At 65.3% G+C, this 26333-nt stretch carries 17 protein-coding genes; 15 read left to right on the top strand and 2 right to left on the bottom strand.

The annotated features are described in order from the left end of the window. The first annotated feature begins 76 nt into the window (after window positions 1-76). From glgC to gghA, 6 genes are all read left to right on the top strand, one after another. The gene (glgC, locus tag EKE94_RS02720) at window positions 77-1342 is read left to right on the top strand and encodes a glucose-1-phosphate adenylyltransferase (RefSeq protein WP_127905054.1); all 1266 of its coding nucleotides are present in this window, start codon (window positions 77-79) and stop codon (window positions 1340-1342) included. Beyond that, window positions 1339-2775 (top strand): glycogen synthase GlgA, encoded by a 1437-nt coding sequence (glgA, locus tag EKE94_RS02725; protein ID WP_127905055.1) that lies wholly within the window; start codon window positions 1339-1341, stop codon window positions 2773-2775. Before glgC ends, glgA begins: the two co-directional genes overlap by 4 nt. After that, window positions 2772-4871, top strand: a complete 2100-nt coding sequence (glgX, locus tag EKE94_RS02730; protein ID WP_235855872.1) for a glycogen debranching protein GlgX — start codon at window positions 2772-2774, stop codon at window positions 4869-4871. Before glgA ends, glgX begins: the two co-directional genes overlap by 4 nt. Continuing rightward, a complete protein-coding gene (gene malQ / locus EKE94_RS02735; protein WP_127905056.1) occupies window positions 4868-6751 on the top strand; it encodes a 4-alpha-glucanotransferase in 1884 nt (627 codons plus the stop codon). Before glgX ends, malQ begins: the two co-directional genes overlap by 4 nt. Window positions 6752-6764: 13 nt before the next feature. After that, window positions 6765-8396, top strand: coding sequence for an alpha-D-glucose phosphate-specific phosphoglucomutase (locus EKE94_RS02740; protein WP_127905057.1), 1632 nt, complete (start codon window positions 6765-6767; stop codon window positions 8394-8396). 83 nt (window positions 8397-8479) lie between these two features. Then, a complete protein-coding gene (gghA, locus tag EKE94_RS02745) occupies window positions 8480-10858 on the top strand; it encodes a glucosylglycerol hydrolase (protein WP_127905058.1) in 2379 nt (792 codons plus the stop codon). Between the two features lie 71 nt (window positions 10859-10929). Here gghA and EKE94_RS02750 read toward each other — a convergent pair whose 3' ends face one another. Together EKE94_RS02750 and EKE94_RS02755 are read right to left on the bottom strand one after the other, a co-directional pair. Further along, window positions 10930-11898: a glucokinase gene (locus tag EKE94_RS02750; RefSeq protein WP_127905059.1), complete on the bottom strand. Its 969-nt coding sequence runs from the start codon at window positions 11896-11898 to the stop codon at window positions 10930-10932. Between the two features lie 13 nt (window positions 11899-11911). Then, window positions 11912-13234, bottom strand: coding sequence for a GH1 family beta-glucosidase (locus EKE94_RS02755; protein WP_127905060.1), 1323 nt, complete (start codon window positions 13232-13234; stop codon window positions 11912-11914). 267 nt (window positions 13235-13501) lie between these two features. On the opposite strand from EKE94_RS02755, the gene EKE94_RS02760 reads away from it, so the two are divergent. From EKE94_RS02760 to recA, 9 genes are all read left to right on the top strand, one after another. Further along, window positions 13502-14854 carry an ABC transporter substrate-binding protein gene (locus tag EKE94_RS02760; protein ID WP_127905061.1) on the top strand — a complete coding sequence of 451 codons (1353 nt, stop codon included), beginning with the start codon at window positions 13502-13504 and terminating at the stop codon, window positions 14852-14854. Window positions 14855-14962: 108 nt separating this feature from the next. Further along, window positions 14963-15940, top strand: a complete 978-nt coding sequence (locus tag EKE94_RS02765) for a carbohydrate ABC transporter permease (RefSeq protein ID WP_127905062.1) — start codon at window positions 14963-14965, stop codon at window positions 15938-15940. A gap of 11 nt (window positions 15941-15951) precedes the next feature. After that, the gene (locus EKE94_RS02770; RefSeq protein ID WP_127905063.1) at window positions 15952-17103 is read left to right on the top strand and encodes a carbohydrate ABC transporter permease; all 1152 of its coding nucleotides are present in this window, start codon (window positions 15952-15954) and stop codon (window positions 17101-17103) included. Between the two features lie 16 nt (window positions 17104-17119). Further along, window positions 17120-18793: an alpha-amylase family glycosyl hydrolase gene (locus EKE94_RS02775; protein ID WP_127905064.1), complete on the top strand. Its 1674-nt coding sequence runs from the start codon at window positions 17120-17122 to the stop codon at window positions 18791-18793. Window positions 18794-18817: 24 nt separating this feature from the next. Beyond that, window positions 18818-19906, top strand: a complete 1089-nt coding sequence (locus tag EKE94_RS02780; protein ID WP_127905065.1) for an ABC transporter ATP-binding protein — start codon at window positions 18818-18820, stop codon at window positions 19904-19906. Between the two features lie 113 nt (window positions 19907-20019). Beyond that, window positions 20020-21468 carry an IMP dehydrogenase gene (gene guaB / locus EKE94_RS02785; RefSeq protein ID WP_127905066.1) on the top strand — a complete coding sequence of 483 codons (1449 nt, stop codon included), beginning with the start codon at window positions 20020-20022 and terminating at the stop codon, window positions 21466-21468. Further along, a complete protein-coding gene (locus EKE94_RS02790; protein WP_127905067.1) occupies window positions 21468-22628 on the top strand; it encodes an RsmB/NOP family class I SAM-dependent RNA methyltransferase in 1161 nt (386 codons plus the stop codon). The genes guaB and EKE94_RS02790 overlap by 1 nt, the downstream gene beginning before the upstream one ends. Window positions 22629-22805: 177 nt before the next feature. Continuing rightward, window positions 22806-25043 (top strand): ATP-binding protein, encoded by a 2238-nt coding sequence (locus tag EKE94_RS02795; RefSeq protein WP_235855873.1) that lies wholly within the window; start codon window positions 22806-22808, stop codon window positions 25041-25043. Between the two features lie 163 nt (window positions 25044-25206). Continuing rightward, the gene (gene recA, locus EKE94_RS02800; RefSeq protein ID WP_127905069.1) at window positions 25207-26280 is read left to right on the top strand and encodes a recombinase RecA; all 1074 of its coding nucleotides are present in this window, start codon (window positions 25207-25209) and stop codon (window positions 26278-26280) included. Window positions 26281-26333: the final 53 nt, after the last annotated feature.

Raw genomic sequence — 26333 nt, forward strand, 5'->3', positions numbered from 1 at the left:
TCGCGGGGCTGCGATGCGAAGGGGGCACCCCCGCGTATGATCACATCGCGGGCAATAAACTGGGAGGGACAACGCAATGGTGCAACCGAACGACAGACTATCGCGCAAGAGCATGGCCTTCGTGCTGGCAGGGGGGCGAGGCAGCCGGCTGAAGGAACTGACCGACCGCCGGGCCAAGCCGGCCGTCTATTTCGGCGGCAAGACGCGGATCATCGACTTTGCCCTGTCGAACGCCCTGAACTCGGGCATCAAGAAGATGGCCATTGCGACGCAGTACAAGGCACACAGCCTGATCCGTCATTGCCAGCGCGGCTGGTCCTTCTTCCGCGCCGAGCGGAACGAGTACCTAGACATCCTGCCCGCCTCGCAGCGGGTTTCCGAGGATATGTGGTACCGCGGCACGGCCGATGCGGTGACGCAGAACATCGACATCGTCGACAGTTACGACGTCGATTACGTGCTGATCCTCGCCGGCGATCATATCTACAAGATGGATTACGAGGTGATGATCCAGCAGCATGTCGACAGCGGCGCCGACGTGACGGTGGGCTGCCTGACCGTGCCGCGGCAAGAGGCCTCGGCCTTCGGCGTGATGGCGATCGACGCGCAGGACCGCATCACCAGCTTTCTTGAAAAGCCGTCCGACCCGCCGGGCACGCCGGATGACCCGGACGTCACGCTGGCCTCGATGGGGATCTACGTCTTCAAGTGGTCGTTCCTGCGCGAACTGCTGATCGCGGATGCCGACAATCCCGACAGCAAGCATGATTTCGGCGGCGACATCATCCCCGACATCGTGAAGAACGGAAAGGCAATGGCGCACCGTTTCGAAAACAGCTGCGTGCGCCACTCGGGCGAGGCGCCCGCCTACTGGCGCGATGTCGGCACGGTCGATGCCTACTGGAAGGCGAACATCGACCTGACGAACTTCAACCCCGATCTGGACCTGTGGCACAAGGACTGGCCGATCTGGACCTATTCCGAAAGCGTGCCGCCCGCCAAGTTCATCCATGACGAGGACAAGCGGCGGGGCACCGCGGTGTCCTCGCTGGTCGCGGGGGGGTGCATCATCTCGGGCACTGAGGTGCGCAACTCGCTTCTCTTCACGCTCGTGCATACCAATTCCTACTCGGTGCTGGACCACTCCGTCGTGCTGCCGCAGGCCTATATCTCGCGCCACGCACGCCTGACGAAGTGCGTGGTCGATCACGGGGTCTGCATCCCCGAGGGGCTGATCGTCGGCGAGGATCCCGAAGAGGACGCCAAGTGGTTCCGGGTCTCGGACACGGGCGTCACGCTGATCACGCAGGACATGCTGGACCGGAGGAGCGCCGCGCAATGATCCGCGTTCTGTCGGTGGCATCCGAGATCGCTCCGCTGGTCAAGACCGGCGGTCTGGCCGACGTGACGGGGGCCTTGCCCCACGCGCTCGAAGCCGTGGATGTGGAGATGCGCACGCTCGTTCCGGGCTATCCGCAGATCCTCTCCGCCTGCGATCCCGGGCCGCCGCTGATGGAAGAGGCCGACCTGTTCGGCGGGCCCGCGCGGGTGCGGCCCGCCAAGGCCGGGGACCTGCGGTTGCTGGTTCTCGAGGCGCCGCACCTCTATGATCGCGACGGGACCATCTATCTCGCGCCCGACCGCAGCGACTGGGCCGATAATGCCGACCGCTTTGCAGCGCTGTCATGGATCGCGGCGCGCATCGGGGCCGAGGGCGCCGAGGGCTGGCAGCCCGACATCCTGCATTGCCACGACTGGCAGGCCGGCCTCGCGCCGCTTTACCTGCGCGCGATGGGGGCGGGGGACCGCGTCGCCTCGGTCCTGACGGTGCACAACATCGCGTTCAACGGCTGCTCGCCCGGCGAGCGGCGAGGGGATCTGCGCATCCCCGACTGGGCCTGGCATTCCGAGGGGGCCGAGTTCTGGGGGCAGGTCTCGTCGCTGAAGGCGGGGCTGGTCTATGCCGACCGCGTGACCACCGTCAGCCCGACATATGCGCTGGAACTGATGACGTCCGAATTCGGCATGGGGATGGAGGGCGTCCTGCGCGCCCGTCGCAAGGCGTTCTGCGGCATCCTGAACGGCATCGATACCGATCTTTGGGATCCGGCCCGCGACCGCGACATTGCCGGGCGGTTTAAAACGCCGCAGGGCAAGCTGCGCAACCGCGACGCCCTGCTGGCCGAGTTCGGGCTGGAGCCAGGCGATGGGCCGCTGGCCGTCGTCGTGTCGCGCCTGACACAGCAGAAGGGGCTCGATCTTCTGCTTGAGGCCCTTCCGCACTTCCTCGACCGTGGCGGTCGGCTGGCGCTTCTGGGCACCGGCGACGCTGCTCTGGAGGAGGCGTGGCGCCAGGCGGCCGCGCGCTATCGCGGCGTCGGCGTGTGCATCGGGTATGACGAGGCGATGTCCCACCGGATGATTGCCGGGGGCGACGCGATCCTCGTGCCGTCCCGGTTCGAGCCTTGTGGCCTGACCCAGCTTTATGGCCTGCGCTACGGCGCGATCCCGGTCGTGGCGCTGACCGGCGGGCTGGCCGATACCGTCATCGACGCCAATGATGCCGCGCAGAAGGCCGGCGTCGCCACCGGGATCCAGTTCGCCCCGGTGAATGCGCTGGCCCTGTCGGGTGCGCTGGACCGCCTGATCGACTTGCATGCCGACGCCGCCCAGTGGCGCCGGGTCCAGCGCAACGCGATGCGCCACCCCGTCGGCTGGGAAAGCTCCGCCCGCCAGTACGCCGACCTTTACGAAAGCATGACGACCCGCAGATGACAGCCAGATACCGGATGACTGCCGGCCGCGCCGCCCCCCTGGGCGCGACCTTCGACGGAGACGGGGTGAACTTTGCCGTGTTTTCGGAAAACGCGAGCCGGGTGACGCTTTGCCTGTTCTCCAAGGACGGCGAGACCGAGGTCGCGCGGCTGGACCTGCCCGAACGCGACGGCGACGTCTGGCACGGCTACGTCTCGGGCCTGCGCCCCGGCACGCTTTACGGATACCGCGCGCACGGGCCTTACCGGCCCGACGAGGGGCACAGGTTCAATCCCAACAAGCTGTTGCTGGATCCTTATGCCAAGCGGCTGACCGGTCACCCCGTGTGGCACGACGCCCTGATGGGGTACCGCGTGGGCGAGCGGGGGGGCGACCTGACCTTCGACACCCGCGACAGCGCGCCCTTCATGCCGCGCTGCGCGGTCGAAGATCCGACGTTTTCGTGGGGCGACGACCTGCATCCGCGCAGGCCCCATAAGGACAGCCTGATCTACGAGGCGCACGTCAAGGGGCTGACGATGCGCCACCCGGACGTCGCCGAACCGGGCACCTTTCTGGGGCTGTCGTCGGACCCGATGCTGGAATACCTGACCGATCTCGGCATCACCGCGGTCGAGCTTCTGCCCTCGCAGGCTTTCCTGAACGACCGGTTCCTGGTCGAGAAGGGGCTGACGAACTACTGGGGGTATCAGACCATCGGCTTTTTCGCGCCCGAGCCGCGCTACCTCGACCGTGCGCAGATCGCCGAGTTCCAGCAGATGGTGGCGCGCTTCCACTCTGCCGGGATCGAGGTGTTGATGGACGTGGTCTATAACCACACCGGCGAGGGCAGCGAACTGGGCCCGACGCTCAGCTTTCGCGGGCTCGACAACAAGAGCTACTACCGGCTGTCCCAGGACGCGCGCTACTACGTCAACGACACCGGAACGGGCAACACGCTGAACGTCGACCATCCGATGGTGCTGCGGATGATCATGGATTCGCTGCGCTACTGGGTCGAGGTGATGCATGTCGACGGGTTCCGCTTCGATCTGTGTTCGACGCTGGGGCGGGTCGGCAGCGGCGGGTTCGACCGGGGGGCCTCGTTCTTCGACGCGGTGCGGCAGGATCCGGTCCTGACCCAGGTCAAGCTGATCGCAGAGCCGTGGGATATCGGGCCGGGGGGCTACCAGCTGGGCGCCTTCCCGCCGCCCTTCATGGAGTGGAACGACAAGTATCGCGATACGCTGCGCCGGTTCTGGCGCGGCGATCCGGGGACCGTGCCGGCGCTGGCCGACCGGTTGACGGGCTCCGCTGTGCAGTTCGACCATTCCGGGCGACCCGCGACCTCGTCCGTGAACCTTCTGACGGCGCATGACGGCTTCACGCTCGAGGACGTGGTGTCCTACAACGAAAAGCACAACGACGCGAATGGCGAGCAGGGCAAGGACGGCCACGGCGAGAATTTCTCGCACAACCTGGGCGTCGAGGGACCGACGCGCGACAAGGCGATCCAGGCCGCGCGCGTCCGCCGCAAGCGCAACATGATGGCGTCGCTGCTGCTGAGCCAGGGGACGCCGATGATCCTTGCCGGCGACGAGATGGGGCATTCCCAGTCCGGCAACAACAATGCCTATTGCCAGGACAACGAGGTGTCCTGGATCGACTGGAGCGCCGCGGACCCCGAGTTTCTTGAGTTCACGCGCACGATGATCGCATTCCGCAAGGCCAACCCTATCCTCAGTCAGAAGCTGTTCCTGCACGCGCGCGAGCGGGCGCTGGACGGCAAGGAGGACCTGTTCTGGCGCAAGGCCGACGGCGCCACGATGCGGCAATCCGACTGGGAGGATCCGTCGCTGGCCTGCCTGTGCTGCGAATTGCGCACCGCGTCGGATTCGCCCGATTACGGGACCTCCGAGATGGCGGTATTCGCCGTCTTCAACACCGGGCCCGAGCAGATCATCACCGTGCCCGAGGCGTCCGCCGGACGTTACTGGGCGTGGCATATCGACACCGCCGACCCCGACCGCGACGTGACGCCGATCGAAGGCGCCACGGTGATCGTCCCCGACGACGCGGTCGCCGTCTTCGTTCTGGAAAGGCAAGCATCCGCATGACCACCGCCATCGCAACCCTGGGGCAGAAGCTGGGCATCCTGCCGGATTACCTCGACCAGGCGCAGGAAACCCGGGAAACCTCGGAGCAAACCTACGCCGCACTGCTGCGCGCGATGGGCACCGACCCCGACGCGGCCGAGAGTGCGCTCGACGCGCTGCAGGCCGAAGAGACTGCGCGCCCGCTGCCGCTGTGGCAGGTGATCGCCTGCGACAGCGAGGTCACGCTGGACGGCATCGCGGAAGGTGTCGAATGGCACCTCGACTTTGAGGACGGGGCCAAGCGGCGCGGGCAGGGGCCGCAGCTGGGCCGCCTTCCGCTGGGCATCCACCGCCTGTGGGTCGAGGACGTGTTCTGCTGGTTGCTGACCGCGCCCGAGACGCTGCCGCAGCCCGCGCGCGGCTGGGGCGTCACCCTCCCGCTCTACGGGCTGCGCACCGCCGCTCAGGGGGGCGTGGGCACCTACCACGATCTCGCCGCCGCGGTGGGTTCCCTGGGCGCCGGGGGCGCGGATTTCGCCGGGGTGAACCCGATCCACGCAGGATTCCCGCAAGATCCCCGCGCCTTCAGCCCCTATTCCCCCTCCAGCCGCCGCCGGTTCTCGACCCTGCATATCGCCGCCGGGGCCGAGACAACCGGCGACGACCTGATTGACTACGACACCGTCGTTCCCGCGCAGAACGCCGCGTTGGAGCGGCTTTGGTCCGATATGGCGCCCGATCCCGATTTCGAGGCCTGGCGCGAGGCCGAGGGTGCCTCGCTTCGCCGTTTCGCCCTGCACCAGGCGCTGAGCGAAGAGTTCGGGCCGGTCTGGACCCACTGGCCCGCGGCCTATCGCGACCCGACCCACCCCGAGGTGGCGAGCTTTGCCGAACGCAACGGCCACCGTATTGCCTACCACTCCTGGTTGCAGTGGCTGGCCGAAGGGCAGTTGGCCGATGTTCGACGCGCCGCGGCCGAGGCGGGGATGTCGCTTGGGCTTTACCTCGATCTTGCCGTCGGCACCCATCCCGGCGGCGCCGAGACCTGGGCCAACCCCGAGCTTTTCGCGCGTGGCGTTTCGCTGGGGTCGCCGCCCGACGGGTTTTCGCCGGACGGCCAAACCTGGGCGCTAGCGCCGATGCAGCCCGCCACGCTGGCGCAACAGGGGTTCCGCCCGCTGGCCGCGATCCTGCGGGCCGGGCTGCGCTATGCCAACGTCCTGCGCATCGACCATATCCTGGGCTTCGAACGGGCCTACTGGGTGCCCGAGGACGGCAAGACCCCCGGGGGCTACGTCTCCATGCCCAAGGCCGCGCTGCTGGCCGTCGCAAGGATCGAGGCGGCGCGCGCGGGGGCCGTGGTGATCGGCGAAGACCTGGGCAATATCCCCGAAGGCCTGCGTGCCGACCTCGATGCGTCGGGCGTGCTGGGCTGCCGGGTCGCGATGTTCGAACAGGACTGGGACGCGGGCGAGGGCGCCTTTCTGCCCGCCCGCGCCTATGACACCGGCGCGCTGACGTCGTTTTCCACCCACGACCTGCCGACGTGGGAGGGGTGGCGCGCCGGGCGCGATATCGACTGGCGGGAAAAGCTGGGCTCGCACGGTCCGGAGGCGGCCGACGAACAGCGCCGCCTGCGCGAGGTCGAGCGCGCGTCCCTCGAACGCCTTATCGGCGGCACCTCGGCGCGGGATCTGCACGCTTTCCTCGCGGCAACCCCGTCACGCCTTGTCGCCGTTCAGATCGAGGATATCCTTGGGCTGGAAGAACAGGCCAATCTGCCCGGTACGGTCTACGATCACCCCAACTGGCGGCGCAGGCTGCCCGTGGCGGCGGCGGATCTGGGACAGGTGCCGGGCCTGAAAGAGACTGCCGAGGTCATGGCAGCCGAAGAAAGATAATAGGACAGGACTTATGGAACGCCTGACAGTCAAGACCGCGCCGATCGAGGGCCAGAAGCCCGGCACCAGCGGCCTGCGCAAGAAGACCGAGGTCTTCATGGGGCAGCACTATCTCGAGAACTTCGTGCAGGCGATCTGGGAGGGGATCGGCGGCGCCCGCGGCAAGACGCTGGTCCTGGGCGGCGACGGGCGGTATTTCAACGAACGTGCCGCGCAGGTGATCCTGCGCATGGCCGCGGCCTCGGGCGTGGCAAAGGTGATCGTGGGGCAGAACGCGCTGCTGTCGACGCCTGCCGCCTCGCACCTGATCCGCACGCGCGGTACCGATGGCGGCATCATCATGTCGGCCAGCCACAACCCCGGCGGCCCGGACGAGGATTTCGGCATCAAGTTCAACACCCCCAACGGCGGCCCCGCGCCCGAAGAGGTGACGACCCGGATCTATGAGGCGACGAAGACGATCGAGGCCTACGAGATCCTCGAAACGCAGGACCTGGACCTGAACCGGCTCGGTGAAACGCACCTGGCCGACATGGAGGTCGAGGTTGTCGATCCCGTGGCCGATTATGCGCTGCTGATGGAGAACCTGTTCGACTTCGACGCCATCCGAAAACTTTTCGACGGTGGCTTCACCATGCGCTTCGACGCCATGCATGCCGTGACGGGGCCTTATGCCAAGGCGATCTTCGAAGATATCCTGGGCGCCCCGGCCGGCACCGTGATGAACGGCGAGCCCAAGGCCGATTTCGGCGGCGGCCACCCCGACCCCAACCCGCACTGGGCCAAGGCTCTTTTCAACACGCTGATGGACGAGGGCGGGCCCGATTTCGGCGCCGCCTCGGACGGCGACGGCGACCGCAACATGATCCTCGGTCGCGGGACCTACGTGTCGCCCTCAGACAGTCTTGCGGTGCTTGCCGCCAATGCTCACGTCGCCCCCGCCTACAGCGGCGGGCTGAAGGGCGTGGCGCGGTCGATGCCGACCTCGGGCGCGCTGGACCGCGTGGCCAAAAAGATGGGGCTCGACTGCTACGAGACGCCGACGGGCTGGAAGTTCTTCGGCAATCTGCTGGACGCCGGGCGGGCCACGATCTGTGGTGAGGAAAGCTTTGGCACCTCATCGGACCACGTGCGCGAGAAAGACGGGCTCTGGGCCGTCCTCCTGTGGCTCAACATCCTTGCCAAGACGGGCAGGTCGGTGCGCGAGATCATGCAGGATCACTGGGCCGAGTTCGGCCGGATCTTCTACACCCGCCACGATTACGAGGCGGTCGAAAGCGACGTGGCCAGCGACCTGATGGACGGGCTGCGCGCGCGGTTCGACGATCTGCCGGGGCAGAGCTTTGCCGGGCGGACGGTTATCGGGGCCGACGAATTCGCCTACGACGATCCGGTGGACGGCTCGCACGCGGCGGGGCAGGGGATCCGCATCCTTTTCGAGGACGGCGGACGGATCGTGTTCCGCCTGTCCGGCACCGGCACCGCCGGGGCGACGATCCGCGTCTACATCGAGGATGCGACGGATGATCCCGCGCGGTTTGGGGAGGATCCGCAAGAGGCTCTGGCCCCGATGATCGCCGCCGCCGACGAGGTTGCCGGACTGCATGCCCGCACCGGGCGCACCGGCCCGGACGTACGTAGCTGACCCATTAAAGACGGCCCCCCCCGCGGGGCGGGGCGGCGCCTTCAGGGGCCGCCCCTTTCGACGACAGATGCAAAGGATACTTCATGACGCTGAAGACGCGCGTGATCGCCGACAAGGACATCGCCGACGGTCTGGCCGACCGGTGCAGGCAGATTCTGACCACGGCCGAAAGCGCCTTTGCCGCGCATAGCCAGATCGGCCGGTTTTTGGGCGGACAGGTCGATGGCGACGTGGCGACCTTTGGTTTCTGGACGCCGGAGTTGCTGGATCACCGCATTCCCGACGGTGACGTGTTTCTCGAGGTGATGGCGCCGATCGATCCGCTGGACCTGACCCGCTCGAACCAGGAGGTCCGGTTCGAACGGATCTACCTGCCGGTGGCGCGGTATGAATCGCATGCCTTCGCCGCCGCGCGCGGCATGCGGGCCGGGCAGCGCGACCGGGGTGGCGATTTCTACGCCCTGGTCTGGCGTGACGGCGACAACGTCTGGCACCGCGTGCTGGACCCGCTGGCCGCGTCGCTGCCTTTCGGCGCCTTCGCCCCGGCCGAGCTATACGACATCGAGGCGATGCAGATGCATCGGGGCGACAGCGCGTATTTCGCCGGGTTCCAGACCGGTTCGGAGACGCCTTACAAGTTCGAGCCGCCCACGAACATCCTTCAGATCCACGTGCCCACCGCCACGGCGGGCGGCACGCTGGCCAGCCTGACGCGCCAGTACGCCCGCCTGTCCGAACGGCTTGAGGCCGGGCTGCCGCCCGATCCGCTGGACGAGATCTTTCTGGGCTATGATGCAGTGCAGCTTTTGCCCGTGGAACCCACGACGGTCTACGAGACGGGACCGTCCTTCTGGGCCGAAAGTCCCGGCGAGGACGAAGATCAGGTGTCGGTGACGTTGACGCGGCCCAACACGACGAACTGGGGCTATGACATCGTCATTTCGGGCATGGCGACGGTGAACCCGGTCCTGCTGGAGTCCGGGCGCCCGGACGAACTGGTCGATTTCGCCAGCGTCCTGCACAACTTCCCGCACAAGCCCAAGCGACTGATCCTCGACGTGGTGTTCGGCCATGCCGACAACCAGGGCCTCGACGCGCTGAACTCGCACTTTTTCGCGGGCCCGAACATGTACGGGCAGAACCTCGACTACAAGAACCCCGCGGTGCGGGCGATCCTTCTGGAAATGCAGCGGCGCAAGGTCAATTTCGGCGCCGATGGCGTGCGCGTCGATGGCGCGCAGGACTTCAAGTGGTGGGACTATACCAGCCAGGAGCTCAAGCACGACGACGAGTACCTGCAGCAGATGTCGTCGATCGTGCAGGAGGTCGCCGGCCTCAGCTACCGCCCCTGGTTCGTGTTCGAGGACGGACGCCCCTGGCCCCAGGAGGACTGGGAGCTGTCGTCGAACTACCGCGCGGTGATCGAGGGCCAGACCGACGACGACGTGTTCCAGTGGGGGCCGCTGACCTTCGCGCACAACACGCCGTTCATCTACGGCTTCTGGCTGTCGAAGTTCTGGCGCATCCGCGAGATGCTGGAAGTGGGCGAGAACTGGATCTCGGGCACCGCAAACCACGACACGCTGCGCCGTGGCACGCAGGTGAACCCCAAGCTGAACATCAACACGCGGCTTGGCGACACCAAGATGGAGATCCTTGAAAAGGCTTATGACAACCCGGCGGTGTCGATGCTGACCTACGCGGCGTTCCCGGGCGTGCCGATGGATTTCATCAACGCGACGTCGCGGTCGAACTGGGGCTTCATCCGCAACCAGGACGACAAGTATGGCGTGAAAGTCGTCGCCGAAGAGGCGATCAGCCTCAAGTGGCAGGTCGACGAATACTCCTACTCGGTCCCGGGCAATTTCCGGAGGTTGAAGGAGCTTGGCTTCGAGACGCGCGAGGATCTGGCGCGGTTCTTCGAATTCCTGCCGGCCCTGGTCGACGTGACCGACTACGACCTTGACCATATCGCCAAGCTGCTGAACGGGGTTGAGCCTCCGCTTGCGGGTCCCGGCACGATGACGGTCGGCGCGCTCAAGCGTATCGCGCGGGCGTGGATGGACGACATGCACGAATACTGTAACGTGTCGAACTCGGTCTCGATGCTCGATCCGCGGCAGACGGGCTACATGCATCGCCTGCGCGAATTCCGGCGTGAAAACCCTTGGCTGCGGCGCAATCTGGGGCCGGAAGATCACTTTGACTACGTACGTCCCGTGGATGGCCGGGTGCTGTTCACCTGTTACCGCAAGGGGCCGGACGGCAAGCAGGTCTATACCATCACGCACATGGAGGGTGGCGATACCAGCGACTTCGATCCGTTGCGCCTGCCCATCCAGGGGCTGGAGGGGGCCGGCTGGCGCTGCCGCCTAAGGACGCCCAATATCGGTGAGGACTACATCAGCGGACCCATCGTGATGCGCGATTCCATGGGACTGGTCTTCGAACGCGACGGCTGAGCCGCGCGCGCTCCGCGGCCGCCCGCATCCGGGCGGCCGGGTCGGGGCCTCGGGCCAGCTCTCGCCCAGCCTCAGGCCAGTCCGTCCAGATGACAGGCGCAGCCGGTAAGCGCGGCGTAATCGTCCTCGACAATCGAAACGCCGAAATTCCCCATGAACTGCGAAAACCGGCCCTTGTCGCGCAGGGCCTGCTCGAAACCGAACCGGCCGAGATAGGGCTGCATGGCGCGGGCGACGCCCCCGATCAGGTAGATCCCGCCGAAGGGCAGGTGGATCAGCGCCAGGTTGCCCACGACCGTCCCCAGCAGTCGGACGAAGACCTCGACCGCCTGCGCGGCGCGCGGGTCGCTGTCATCGATCATTCCCGCCATGATCTGGGTGGCACTGGCCGGGCGGGGATCGCCCGCCTCTTCGCCCAGCCAGGCATAGACACGCTCGAGCCCGCGGCCAGACAGAACGTCCTCGATCGAGGGGAAGCCATGCGCGGTTTCCACGAATCCGCACAGCCGCAGGTCGGCCTCGGTCCGGATCGGCAGGTTGATGTGTCCCGCCTCGGACGGCGGGACATAGCGGCCGGTATCGGTGCGGAACACGGGGCAGCAGTTGAACCCGGTGCCCACGCCGACCACCAGCTCGGCCGCGCGCGGGTTGCGGTCGTGGTTGATCACGACCTCGGCGATGTTCTCGGGCGCGATATGGTCCAGCGCGTGGCCCTGTGCCTGAAGGTCGTTCAGCAGGGCGACGTTTTCGGCGCGGGTGGCGCGCGCCAGCGTTTCGCGGTCGAGCGTCCAGTCAAGGTTGGTCATCGATGCGCAGCCATCATGCACGGGTCCCGCGACGGCGGCGCAGGCCCCCGCGAAATCGATGTCGCCGGTGTCGTCCAGGTAGCGCCGCAGGACGGCCTCGAGCCCCGGAAACTCGGCATTGCTATAGCGTTTGATGGTGTCGGTCAGAACCCGCGGGCCCTCGGCCAGGGCCACGCGGGTGTTGGTGCCGCCAATATCGGCGACAAGCGAATAGGTGTCTGCGGCAAATGCCATGTTGTCGTCTTCCTTAGCGGCCGAGAGCCTTGGCCATCTGGTGATACGAGGCCTTCGGCGTGCGTTTGAGGCTTTGGAAATCCACGTGCACCAGCCCGAAGCGCTTGTCGTATCCCAGCGACCATTCGTAGTTGTCCATGAGTGACCAGAGGTAATACCCCTTGACGGGGATACCCTCGTCTGCGGCGCGCTTCACACGTGCGACGTGGTCGTTGATGTAGTCGATGCGTTGCTGGTCGTGAACCTCGCCGCCCGATACCTTGTCATAGCTGGCAAGACCGTTTTCGGTGACGTAAAGCGGCAGGCCACGGGTATAGCCTTCGTGAACGCGCTTGAGGAAATGGTAAAGCCCGTCGGGATAGATCTCCCAGTCCATCGCGGTCTTGGGTAGCGGGCCTTCGACCTCTTCCAGCGCGGGCCAGGGGCCATCGGTGGGGGCGATGATCTTGCGGGTGTAGTAGTTGATGCCGCACCAGTCGACGGGCTGGCCGATGATGTCGAAATCGTCCTGGTAATTCTCGGGCATGTGGGGGCCGAGCCCTTCGAGCACGTCGGAGGGATAGCTCTTGTTGAACAGCCCCGAGATGAAGAAGCGGTTGTAGTAGCCGTCATAGGTGCGCGCGGCCTTCGCGGCCTCGGGGCTGTCGTCGACGGGGATGGCGTATTCGAAGTTGCACACGGCGCCCAGGTTCTTCATCCCCAGATCGCGCATCACGCCGATCGAGCGGCCATGCGCCAGCAGCACGTGATGCATCGCGCGGGCCGTGGCGCGGATATCGCGAAGGCCGGGGGCTTGCAGGCCCAGGAAGTGGCTCATGAAGGCCACGCACCAGGGTTCGTTGATGGGGGCTGCGGACCAGACGCGGTCGCCGATCCGCTCCATCACCACCTGCGTGAAATCGGCGAACCAGTCGCCGATGTCGCGGTTGGTCCAGCCGCCGCGGTCGGCCAGCTGCGAGGGCAGCTCCCAGTGATAAAGGGTCGCGGCGGGCTTGATCCCGCGCTCCAGCAGGCCGTCGACAAGGCGGTCGTAGAAATCCAGCCCCTCTTCGTTCACCGGGCCGCGTCCCTCGGGCAGTACCCGCGCCCAGGACGTGGAGAAACGGTAGACATCGACGCCAAGCCCCTTGAGCAGGTCGAGGTCCTCGTCCAGCCGGTTATAGTGGTCGCAGGCGATGCGCCCGTTTTCGGCCCGGGCGACATTACCCGGCGTCGCGGCGAAGGTGTCCCAATGCGTCTGCCCTGCGCCGCCCTGTCCGTGGCCTTCGATCTGGTAGCTCGAGGTGGCGGTTCCAAAGAGGAAATCCTCGGGGAAATCTGCGCGGGAGAACTTCATGCGACATGCCTTCCTGGATGTTGGTTCGGGCGTGAACTTAGCCGCAGGGCGCGCGGCGTCAAAGCGGTTGATCGGCGGTAACTGCCACTTGGGCGGGAAAAAATTCCCGCAGGACGCGAACCTTGCCAAGTCGGGAAGACAGGCTTTATTGATAAACAGCAGGCGGAGGAATTCCGCGGCCGACCCCCGGCGGCGGAGGATTCGCCGGAGGTCGGTAAACATCCAACGATGGCGGCCCCAAGGCTGCCGCACGACGGGAGGGACTACATGAAACGCGTATTCTATGCAGGTGCCGCGACGCTCGCGCTTACGGCCGGAATGGCGCCGGCCCAGGATCTGCAATTCCCCATCGGCGAGGGCGAATTCAACTGGCAAAGCTACGAGGATTTTGCCGCCGACCACGATTTTTCCGGCCAGTCGATGGACATGACGGGCCCCTGGACGGGCCGTGACGACGAACTCGTTTCGTCGGTCATCGCCTATTTCGAAGAGGCCACGGGCGCGACGGTGAACTACTCGGGCTCGGACAGCTTCGAGCAGGACATCGTGATCTCGACCGAGGCGAATTCGGCCCCCAACATCGCCGTCTTCCCGCAGCCCGGCCTCGCGGCGGATCTGGCGCGCCGCGGCGCGCTGACGCCACTGCAGGACGGTATCGGCGAGTGGATCGCCGAAAACTACGCGGCGGGCGACAGCTGGGTCGACCTGGGCACCTACGAGAATGCCGAAGGTGAAGAGACCCTGTTCGCCTTCCCCTACAAGATCGACCTGAAGTCGATCGTCTGGTACGTTCCCGAAGCCTTTGAAGAGGCGGGTTACGAGGTGCCCGAGACCTACGAGGATCTCAAGTCACTGACCGAGACCATCGCGGCCGACGGCGGCACGCCGTGGTGCATCGGCCTGGGGTCCGGCGCCGCGACTGGCTGGCCCGCGACCGACTGGGTCGAAGATCTGATGCTGCGCACGTCCGAGCCCGAGGTTTACGACCAGTGGGTGTCGAACGAGATCCCGTTCGACGATCCGGCCGTCGTCGCCGCTATTGAGGAGTTCGGCTGGTTCGCGAAGAACGACGATTACGTCTCGGGCGGGGCCAACGCGGTCGCGTCGACCGACTTCCGCGACAGCCCGGCCGGGCTCTTCGCCTTCCCGCCCGAATGCTACATGCACAAGGCCGCGACCTTTATCCCGACCTTCTTCCCCGAGGGGACCGAGGTGGGCACGGACGTGGATTTCTTCTACTTCCCCGCGCCTGAAAGCGGCGATCTGGGCACCCCGGTCCTGGGCGCCGGCACGCTGTTCGGCATCACCAACGACAGCGAGGTCGCGCACGGGTTCATCGAGTTCCTGCAGACCCCCATCGCGCACGAGATCTGGATGGCGCAGTCGGGCTTCCTGACGCCCTTCACCGAGGCCAACCCGGCTGTGTTCCCGTCGGACACGCAGCGGGCGCTGAACGACATCCTGACCAGCGCGACGACCTTCCGCTTCGACGCCTCGGACCTCATGCCGGGCGAAATCGGCGCGGGCGCCTTCTGGTCGGGCATGGTCGACTTCGTGACCGGTGACGACGCAGAAACCGTCGCCTCCGAGATCCAGTCGCGCTGGGACCAGATCCAGTAATCCGGGTGATGGCGGTGGCGCCATTGAATGCGCCGCCGCCCTCGCATCACCCCGCGGAGGGCGACGCGCTCGCCCTCCGGCTGGTCCTGACAGGGAAGGATACCGGAGATGAACCCGCTGCTTCAGGGCGCCGCGACGATTCTGATCGGCGTCGGGCTCTGCATCGCCTACTTCTACTTCTCGAACCTAATTCTGGATAAGGTGATCTTTCCGGCCCGCGGCAAAAATCCCGGCCGGAACATCAATCGCGCCAATGCGGTGCGTCCGTGGCTCTTCATGGGGCCCGCGATCTTTGCGCTGGGGCTCTACCTTGCCTACCCGGTCGTCGGGTCGTTCATCCGGTCGCTTTACAACCGGTCCGGCGACCAGTTCATCGGGTTCGGCAACTACACCAACCTGTTCGCGTCGCAGGGCTTTCAGACGGCGTTCTTCAACAACGTGCTCTGGATCATCTTCGTGCCCGCCGCCTCGACCTTCATCGGGTTGGTCGCGGCACAGCTGACCGACCGGTTGCGCTGGGGATCGGTCGCCAAGTCGCTGATCTTCATGCCGATGGCGATCAGCTTCGTCGGCGCTTCGCTGATCTGGAAATTCGTCTACGCCAATGATCCCGACATCGGCATCATCAACGCGGTGCGCGACAGCTTCGGACTGGCGCCGGTCGACGTCCTTCAGATCCCGTTCTGGAACAACTTCTTCCTGATGGTCATCCTGGTCTGGATCCAGACCGGCTTTGCCATGGTGATCCTCTCCGCGGCGCTGCGTGGCATCCCCGAAGAGACCATCGAGGCGGCGATCATCGACGGGGCGGGCCCGTTCCAGCTGTTCTTCAGGATCATGGTGCCGCAGATCATGGGCACGATCGTGGTGGTCTGGACGACGATCACAGTGCTCGTGCTCAAGGTTTTCGATATCGTCTATACCATGACGGGGGGGAACTTCGGCACTGATATCCTGCCCAGTTACATGATGACCTTCATGTTCCGCGACGACGGGCGCGCCACGGCGGTCGCCTTCGTCATCATGGTCGTGGTGCTGCCGGTGATGTGGTGGAACATCCGGCAGGCCCGCAAGGAAATGCGGTAGGGGGCACGGACATGGATAATATCGTCGGCAAGAAATCCGGGCTCACATGGGCGGTCAACATCACCGTCCTTCTGCTCGTCATCCTTTGGCTTATCCCTACCGTGGGACTGCTGGTCTCATCCTTCCGCGACCGCGACCAGATCTCGGAATCGGGATGGTGGCGGGCGCCGTTCCCGGTCGAGCTGACCGCGCGCGGACGCACCTCGGCCGAGGCTGCGGCGGATGGCGATGTCTTTGTCGTTACAGGCAACATCTACGATGACCCCGAGGCACAGAGCTTCTTTCCCTCGGGTGGTGGCGACGTCGTGGCGTTCGGGACCCGGGGCGTGAACCCGACGGAGTTCGAGGCCGGTGCGACGGCCGATCTGGGCGACGGCGAAAGCCTGACCGTCAACGGCGACGGCACCTATCGCTGGGTGACGCCCGAGGATCCGGGCGACCGCGGGCAGCGGGTCTATTTCGCGGCGGAAAGCCCGCCGCAATTCACCACGGCGAACTACGAGCAGGTGCTGACGGCGGACAACATGGACCGGGCGTTCATCAACACCCTGACCGTGTCGATCCCCGCCACGGTCATCCCGATCCTCATCGCAGCCTTTGCCGCCTATGCCCTGGCTTGGATGGAGTTTCCCGGACGGGGATTGTTGATCGCCGCGGTGGTCGGGCTGCTGGTGGTGCCTTTGCAGATCGGCCTCGTGCCGCTGCTTCGGCTGCACCAGAACATCGGCATCGGGCAAAGCTTCCTCGGCATCTGGCTGGCGCATACCGGCTACGGGCTGCCCCTGGCCGTCTACCTGTTGCGCAACTACATGGTCGGACTGCCCAAGGACATCATTGAAAGCGCGCGCGTGGACGGGGCGACCGATTTCCAGGTCTTCATGCGGATCATCCTGCCGCTCAGCTTTCCCGCGCTCGCGGCCTTTGCGATCTTCCAGTTTCTGTGGACCTGGAACGACCTGCTGGTGGCCAAGGTGTTCCTGCCGTCCGATGACTATTCCAAGGTGATGACCGTGAAGATCGCCGACGACCTTTTGGGGTCGCGCGGGGGCGACTGGGGGATCCTGGCCACCGCCGCCTTCGTCTCGATCGCGGTCCCGCTGGTTGTGTTCTTCGCGATGCAGAAATACCTCGTCCGGGGCCTCCTTGCGGGGTCGGTCAAGTAATATCGGGCAGGGCAGAATGACGGCACAGTCGCGAGAAGAGCAGAAAGTCACGCTGACGGTCGATGGCGACTGGTGGCGCGGCGCGGTGATCTACCAGATCTATCCGCGCAGCTTTCAGGATTCGAACGGGGACGGCATCGGCGATCTGGCGGGCATCATCCACCGTCTGCCGCATGTCGCCAAGCTGGGTGTCGACGCGATCTGGATTTCGCCCTTCTTCCGTTCACCGATGCTGGATTACGGCTATGACGTCTCGGATTATCGCGATGTCGATCCTCTGTTCGGAAGCCTTGGCGATTTCGATGCGCTTATCCAACGCGCCCACGAACTGGGGGTGCGGGTCCTGATCGACCTCGTCATCAGCCACACCAGTGAACAGCACGCCTGGTTCAAGGAAAGCCGCAAGAGCCGCGACAACGCCAAGTCGGACTGGTACGTCTGGGCCGAGGCCAAGCCCGACGGCTCTCCGCCCAACAACTGGCTGTCGATCTTCGGCGGCTCGGCGTGGGAGTGGGACGGCGAGCGGATGCAGTACTACATGCACAACTTCCTGTCCGAGCAGCCAGACCTCAACTTCCACAACATGGCCGTTCAGGACGAGCTTCTGGACATCGCGCGGTACTGGCTGGATCGCGGGGTCGACGGCTTCCGCCTCGACGTCGTGAACTTCTATTTCCATGACGAGCTGTTGCGCGACAACCCGCCGCTGGCGCCCGAGCATCGCAACGATAACACGGCACCCTCGGTGAACCCTTATAACTTTCAGGACCACCTCTACGACAAGACACAGCCCGAAAACCTTGCCTTCCTCCGGCGTCTGCGGGCGGTGATGGAGGAGTATCCCGCTATCACCAGCGTGGGCGAGGTGGGCGAAAGTCAGCGCGGCATGGAAACCCAGCGTGATTACACCGCGGGCGACGACCTGCTGCACATGGCCTATGACTTCGATTTCCTCGCCTCGGCCTATCCCTCGGGCAGCCGGATCCAGCACGTGCTGGAACGCTTCGACAGGATCGTCACCGAAGGCTGGGCCTGCTGGGCGTTTTCCAACCACGACGTGGTGCGCCATGCCTCGCGCTGGAACCTGGGCGAAGAGGCCCGGCGTCTCTACGCGGGGGTGCTGCTGTGCCTCAAGGGCACCGTGTGCCTCTACCAGGGCGAGGAGTTAGGCCTGACCGAAGCCTATGTCGCCTACGAGGATCTGCAGGATCCCTATGGCAAGCGGTTCTGGCCCAAGTTCAAGGGCCGCGACGGCTGCCGCACGCCGATGCCTTGGGAAAAGGGCTCGGTAAACGGCGGATTTTCGGATGCCAAGCCCTGGCTGCCCGTCGCTGTCGAACATCTCGACCGGGCGGTGGGCGTGCAGGAGGGGGCAGACGGGTCCACGCTGGCCTTTTACCGCGACATGATCGCCTTTCGGCGCACCCACCCGGCCTTGGTCAAGGGCGACATCACGGTGGTCGAGGCCAATGACCAGATGATCAGCCTGATCCGCGACGACGGGACGGAACAGGTCTTCGTCACCTTCAACCTGACCAACCAGGCGATCGCGGTCCGCCTGCCGGACGAGGGACACTGGCAGCAGGATACCGCCGCGCCATTTGTCACCAACAAGACCGCGCACGAAATCCAATTGCCGCCCTGGCAGGCCTATTTTGCAGTGGCCCAGCCAGACGAGGCGGCCGCATAAGACCCGGAACGAGGGGGAGGGATCATGGCCGATCTGACGATGACGGATGTCGCGAAGTCCTATGGCAGCGTCGAGGTGCTGTCCGACATCGACCTGGATATCAAGAAGGGCGAGCTGATCGTGTTCGTCGGCCCCTCGGGCTGCGGCAAGTCCACGCTTCTGCGGATGATCGCGGGGCTGGAAAAGATCACCCGTGGCGATCTGACGATCGATGGCGTCCGGGTGAACGAAATGCCGCCCGCGCAGCGGGGCATCGCGATGGTGTTCCAAAGCTACGCGTTGTATCCGCACATGACCGTGCGCGACAACATGGCGTTCGCCCTGAAGATCGCGAAGAAATCCAAGTATGAGATCGACGCCGCCATCAACAAGGCCGCGAAGATCCTGCAGCTCGAGCCCTATCTCGACCGGCTGCCCAAGGCGCTTTCGGGCGGGCAGCGGCAGCGGGTGGCCATCGGCCGGTCGATTGTGCGCGACCCCAAGGTCTATCTTTTCGACGAGCCGCTGTCGAACCTCGACGCCGCGCTGCGCGTGGCGACGCGGATCGAGATCGCCCAGCTGAAAGAGGCGATGCCGGAGTCGACGATGATCTATGTCACCCACGACCAGGTCGAGGCGATGACGCTGGCGACCCGCATCGTCGTGCTGGCGGGCGGCGGCATCAGCCAGGTCGGCACGCCGCTGGAGCTGTACCAGAAGCCGCGCAACGAGTTCGTGGCGCAATTCATCGGCTCGCCCGCCATGAACCTTTTTCCGGGTGAGGTGGTCGAGACCGGAGAGCGCACGCGCGTCGCCTTGGCCGGTGGCGGCATGGCCTGGTCCAACTATCCCACCGGGGCCGAGGACATGGGGCTCAAGGTCAATGTCGGCGTCCGGCCCGAGGACCTGACCGAAACCGACGGGGACGACCATCTCTATGCCGGCCGGGTCGACATCACCGAAGCCCTGGGCGAGGTCACTTTGCTTTACTTCACGCCGGAGGGCGACGCCGATCCGGTCATCGCCAAGCTGCCCGGCATCCATGCCGACCTGCGCCACAAGGACGTGCGCCTGATGGCCGCCCCCGAGGCGGTGCACCTCTTCGCGGACGGGCAGTCGCTGCTCTACCGCTAAGGCCCGGGCGGGCGTACGTCACAGCGCCGCACGCCCGCCGCGGGGTCTTTCCTTTCTTCCCGACCCGTGAAATAGGGAAGCGCCAAACGAATTCTTCGCCAAGGAGCCACCCCATGGAGATTCGCGAGGCCCTGACCTTCGATGACGTCCTACTCGTTCCCGCTGCCTCGACGGTGCTGCCGTCAACGGCGGATACCCGAACGAGGGCGACCCGCGACATCTCGATGAACATCCCGCTGCTGAGTTCTGCCATGGATACGGTGACGGAATCGCGCATGGCGATCACCATGGCCCAGGCCGGCGGGATCGGGGTGATCCACCGCAATCTCGATGTCGAGGCGCAGGCCAACGAGGTCCGGCGCGTCAAGCGGTTCGAAAGCGGCATCGTCTACAACCCGATCACCCTGTCCCCCGATCAGACGCTGGCCGACGCCAAGGCGCTGCAGGAGCGGTACCGTGTCACGGGCTTTCCCGTCGTCGACGAAGCGGGGCGCGTGGTCGGCATCGTCACCAACCGGGACATGCGCTTCGCCGAAGATGACCGCACGCCGGTGCGGGTGATGATGACGCATGACAACCTCGCCCTTCTGACCGAACCCGCGGATCTGGACGAGGCACGCAGCCTGATGAAGGCACGGCGCATCGAGAAACTGCTGGTCACGGACGGGCAGGGCAAGCTTACCGGCCTTCTGACGCTGAAGGACAGCGAACAGGCCGTGCTCAACCCGAACGCCTGCAAGGACCGGCTGGGTCGGTTGCGGGTCGCGGCGGCCACCACGGTCGGCGATGCCGGGTTCGAAAGGTCCGAGGCGCTGGTCGACGCCGGCTGCGACATCATCGTGATCGACACGGCGCACGGCCATTCCGCCGGCGTGGCCGAGGCGGTGCGCCGCGCCAAGAACCTGTCGAACGAAGTGCAGATCATGGCTGGCAACGTCGCCACGGCCGAGGCGACCCGCGCCCTGATCGACGCGGGCGCGGACGCGATCAAGGTGGGTATCGGCCCGGGCTCGATCTGTACCACCCGCGTCGTCGCCGGTGTGGGCGTGCCGCAGTTGACCGCTATCATGGACTGCGCCGCAAGCGCGGGCGATGTGCCGGTCATCGCCGATGGCGGCATCAAGTTCTCGGGCGACTTCGCCAAGGCGATCGCCGCGGGCGCGTCCTGCGCCATGGTCGGCTCGATGATTGCCGGCACGGATGAAAGCCCGGGAGAAGTCATTCTCTATCAGGGCCGTAGCTTCAAAAGCTATCGTGGCATGGGAAGCCTGGGCGCGATGGCCCGCGGTTCGGCCGACCGGTATTTTCAGAAAGACGCAGCTTCGGACAAGCTCGTGCCCGAGGGGATCGAGGGGCAGGTGCCCTACAAGGGGTCTGCCGGGGCCGTCGTGCATCAGCTGGTCGGCGGTCTGCGCGCGGCCATGGGCTATACCGGCTGTGCCACGGTCGAAGAGATGCGCCAGAACTGCAATTTCGTGCGGATCACCGGCGCGGGGCTTAAGGAAAGCCACGTCCACGACGTCGCCATCACCCGGGAAAGCCCGAACTACCGCGGCATCTGATGACCCCGGGTGCGCGCATCGCCGCGGCGATCGAGATCCTCGATGCCTGGCTGGCCGGAGAGCCGGCGGAAAAGGTGTTGACGACCTGGGGGCGACGCAATCGCTTCGCCGGGTCGAAGGATCGCGCCGCCATTCGGGATCATGTCTTCGATGCGATCCGCTGCAAACGCTCCTTCGCGGCGCTTGGCGGGGCGATGACGGGCCGTGGGCTCATGCTGGGCGCCTTGCGCGCGCAAGGAACGGATCCCTCGACGTTGTTCACCGGGACGGGCTACGCGCCCGAGCCACCCTTGGACACCGAGACGGGGCATGAGCCCGCCCGCGGCAGTGCCGAGGCGCTCGATTGTCCCGACTGGCTGTTCGACGATCTTTCGCGGTCGCTCGGGGCGGATTTCGCGGCGGTGATGGAGACGCTGCGCAGCCGCGCCCCTGTGTTCCTGAGGGTCAATACCCGCAAATCCGACGTCCACACGGCCATGCGCCGTCTGGCTGACGAGGGCGTAGATACCCGGTCGGGCCCATTGTCATCCACGGCAGTGGAGGTCGTTTCCGGCGCGCGACGGATCGCCGCCAGCCGCGCCTATGCGGATGGCCTTATCGAGCTGCAGGATGCCGCAAGCCAGGCGTTGGCGGATCGCCTGGCTATCGCTCCGGGCGCAAGGGTTCTGGACTACTGCGCCGGTGGCGGCGGCAAGAGTCTGTCGATGGCAGCCCGCGTCGATGCCGATTTCACCGCCCACGACATCTCGCCAGCCCGCATGCGCGACTTGCCCGAGCGCGCGCGAAGGGCAGGGGTCGAGATAGCGGTCACGACCGCCCTTGCGGAGGAGGACAGATTCGACGTCGTCCTCGTGGATGCGCCGTGTTCGGGAAGCGGCGCGTGGCGGCGATCCCCTGCCGGAAAATGGTCGCTGAATTCAGATGGTTTGCAAGGCGTGATGCAGGCGCAGGACGAGGTGCTTCGTCAGGCATCGCGCCATGTCGCTTCGGGTGGGGTACTCGCTTACGCGACGTGTTCGCTGCTGGATCTCGAAAACGGACAGCGGATCAAGGACTTCCTTGCAGAAGCTCAAGGCTGGACCACCGAGGATGCGGGCTCCTGGACGCCCCTGGACGGCGGGGATGGTTTTTATCTGTGCATACTGCGCCGTGAGGGTTAACCTTCTTGCGGGCGATTATCCCTCGGCACCGATGGATTTGCGTCGTTAACGCGGCATTTACCATCAATAGCTGACATCGTCCCAGTGAGTGTAGTGACGGGGACGATGGTGCAAGACAGTGCGGCGCAGAGCAAATCTAGATCGATTTTTCGTGACGCGGGAGCGAACGAAACAGTCGTGCTGCTGATCCTGGCGGGGGTCGTGACAGGTGCGGCCCTGTTGCTGCGACCGGCCGCACTGACGCCGACGCTCATCGGCGCCGGCGTGGGGCTTGCCCTGCTCGCGCTGTTGCGCCGCTGGCTTGCCATTCGGCGCTCAGGCGTATCTGGGCGCCTGATGCAGACCGTGACCGATCTGTTCGAAGCTGATCCGGCCACGATCTTCGTGACCGACGACGAGGGCCGCATCCTCCGTCAGAACCCCGCTGCACGCGGCCGGTTCGGCGATCGGGACGGTGCATCGCTGATCCGCGCGCTGTCGACGCTTTTCGCGTCCCCTTCTTCGATCATCTACCGTCTGCAGGAGAGGGCGAGCGCCTTCAACTACGCTGCCGAGGACGTTTCGCTGAAACGCGGGGTGGCGCGACTATCCACGCAACGTCTGGGGCACACCCTGTTTCTCTGGCGGCTGGAAGAGATCGGTCAGTCACTGCCGGCACAGGCCGCTCCGAATATAACGGTCCCGATGCTTGTCGCGGCCGAGGGGGACGCCGTCCTGGCGCAGAACGACGCGATGCGGGCCATGATCGGCGGCCGTGCGAGCGTGCTGGACGACGTGATCTCCGACCTGCCCCTGCGGCCCGGGCGGCTGCATCACCTGCGGCTGCGCCACGGCATCGGGCAGGGCGTGGTGGTCGAGAACGTGACCGACGGCGGCGCGCGGGAGATCTTCGTCCTGCCCCGCGGTGAAGAAGTTGCCTCGCCCGTCGCGATCACCTTCGAGACGCTTCCCGTACCGATCCTCCGCCTCAACGCGATGGGCGAGGTGCGCGAAGCCAATCGGCTCGCGCGCGAGATTCTCGGCTTCGAAGAGGTCGTGGATCACCCCCTGTCGTCCTTCATCGAGGGGCTGGGGCGGCCGATCAGCGACTGGCTGGCCGAATCGCGCAGTGGCGGGTTCCACCGGTCCGAGGTCGTGCGCGCCAAGCGACCCGATGCCGAACTCTTCGTTCAGATCACGGTCGGACCGGTCGAAGGCGGCTCGACCGACGAAATCGTGGCCGTGCTGCATGACGCGACCGAGCTCAAGACGCTCGAAGCTCAGTTTGTGCAAAGCCAGAAGATGCAGGCGATCGGTCAGCTGGCCGGGGGTGTCGCGCACGACTTCAACAACCTGCTGACGGCGATCAGCGGACACTGCGATCTTCTTCGGTTGCGCCACGATGACGAACGCGATCCCGATTATTCCGACCTCGAACAGATCAACCAAAACGCCAACAGAGCGGCGAGTCTCGTCGGGCAGCTTCTGGCCTTCTCGCGGAAACAGAACCTTCAGCCGGAACTTCTGGATCTGCGCGATATTCTGGCCGATCTTACACACCTGCTCAACCGCCTGGTGGGCGAGCGCATCACGCTCAGCTTCGACCACGATCCGGGGCTGAAGCTGGTGCGCGCCGACCGCCGCCAGCTTGAGCAGGTCATCATGAATCTCGTGGTCAATGCGCGCGACGCGATGCCCGATGGCGGCGTGATCGAGATCGAGACCCGGGGAGAGATCCTCAAGGTCCCCATGGTGCGCGACCGGGTCGAGATCCCGGCCGGGACCTATGTGAAGGTCAGGGTCAAGGATTCGGGTACCGGCATCCCCGCCGACAAGCTGCCGAAGATTTTCGAGCCCTTCTACACGACCAAGAAGCAGGGCGAGGGGACAGGCCTGGGACTTTCGACCGCTTACGGCATCGTCAAGCAGACCGGCGGCTTCATCTTCGCCGACAGCGTGGTCGGTCACGGCACCATCTTCTCGTTCTACTTCCCCGCGCATGAACGCCCGCTTCCTGTCCGGCGCGATCCAACTCCGTCCGCGGCTGTCCCTACCCCTGCGCTATCCCGAGACGAGGGCGTGATCCTTCTCGTCGAAGACGAGGCGCCGGTGCGGGCCTTTGCGGGCCGGGCCTTGCGTATGCGGGGATATACAGTGATCGAGGCCGCCAGCGCGGAGGAGGCCCTGGATATCGTGGAGGACGTCGACCTTCATATCGATGTCTTCGTGACCGATATCATCATGCCCGGCCTCGATGGGCCGACATGGGTGCAGAAGGCAATTGCCGACCGGCCCGGCGCCAGAGTGGTTTTTGTTTCGGGCTATGCCGAAGAAAGCTTTGCGGACGACCAGGCGAGAATTCCCAACTCGGTCTTCCTGCCCAAGCCGTTCTCGCTGTCCCAGCTGACCGAGACGGTCCAGCGCCAGATGCGCTGAGGCCGGCCGGCAGTAAGAGAAATTTAACCGTTTTCGTAGGAGGCTATTAACTGACAGTTGTAATGTTCTTCTTTTTCCCCCATAACCCAGTTGCGGAACATGAGGCGAACATACGCAGTCATTGCCGCCCCGTTACGGGTATGAAATAAGGAGCGCGACACACATGGCGACGGCAAACCTCCTCGATATGGCAGACAAGCGCACGGCAGATAAACAAAAGGCGCTGGATTCGGCGCTGGCCCAGATCGAACGTCAGTTCGGTAAAGGGTCGATCATGAAACTCGGCGGTGAAAACCAGATCGCCGAGATCGAATCGACATCGACAGGATCCCTTGGGCTCGACATCGCGCTCGGGATCGGCGGCCTGCCTAAGGGTCGGATCATCGAGATCTATGGGCCCGAAAGTTCGGGCAAGACCACGCTGACGCTGCATGTGGTCGCGGAAGAGCAGAAGAAGGGCGGCGTATGCGCCTTCGTAGACGCCGAGCATGCGCTCGATCCGCAATATGCCCGCAAGCTGGGCGTCAATCTGGATGAGCTGCTGATCTCGCAGCCCGATACGGGTGAGCAGGCGCTTGAAATCACCGACACGTTGGTGAGGTCGGGGGCGGTGAACCTCGTTGTCGTCGACTCGGTCGCGGCCCTGACGCCGAAAAGCGAGCTTGAAGGCGACATGGGCGATTCGAGTGTTGGCGTGCAGGCCCGCCTGATGAGCCAGGCGATGCGCAAGCTCACGGGCTCGATCCACCGGTCGAACTGCATGGTCGTGTTCATCAACCAGATCCGGATGAAGATCGGCGTGATGTTCGGCAGCCCCGAGACGACCACGGGCGGCAACGCGCTGAAGTTCTACTCGTCTGTCCGTCTCGATATCCGCCGCATCGGCTCGGTCAAGGACCGTGATGAGATCGTGGGCAACGCCACGCGGGTGAAGGTCGTCAAGAACAAGGTTGCGCCGCCGTTCAAGCAGGTGGAATTCGACATCATGTATGGCGAAGGCATCTCGAAGACCGGCGAGCTTCTGGACCTCGGGGTGAAGGCCGGCGTGGTGGACAAGTCCGGCTCGTGGTTCTCCTACGGGGACGAACGCATCGGGCAGGGGCGCGAGAACGCCAAGACGTTCCTCAAGGAAAACACTCAGATCGCGAACGAGATCGAGGACAAGATCCGGGCCGCCCACGGGCTGGACTTCGACATGTCCGGAAACGACGGAGAGGACGCGGTCCTCGACGACTAAGCTCATGCTGGGGCCGGACCTAGGGTTCGGCCCCTGTCGACGTCGTGCGCTAC

This window comes from Mesobaculum littorinae (assembly GCF_004011175.1).
GTDB classification, from domain to species: Bacteria; Pseudomonadota; Alphaproteobacteria; order Rhodobacterales; family Rhodobacteraceae; genus Tranquillimonas; species Tranquillimonas littorinae.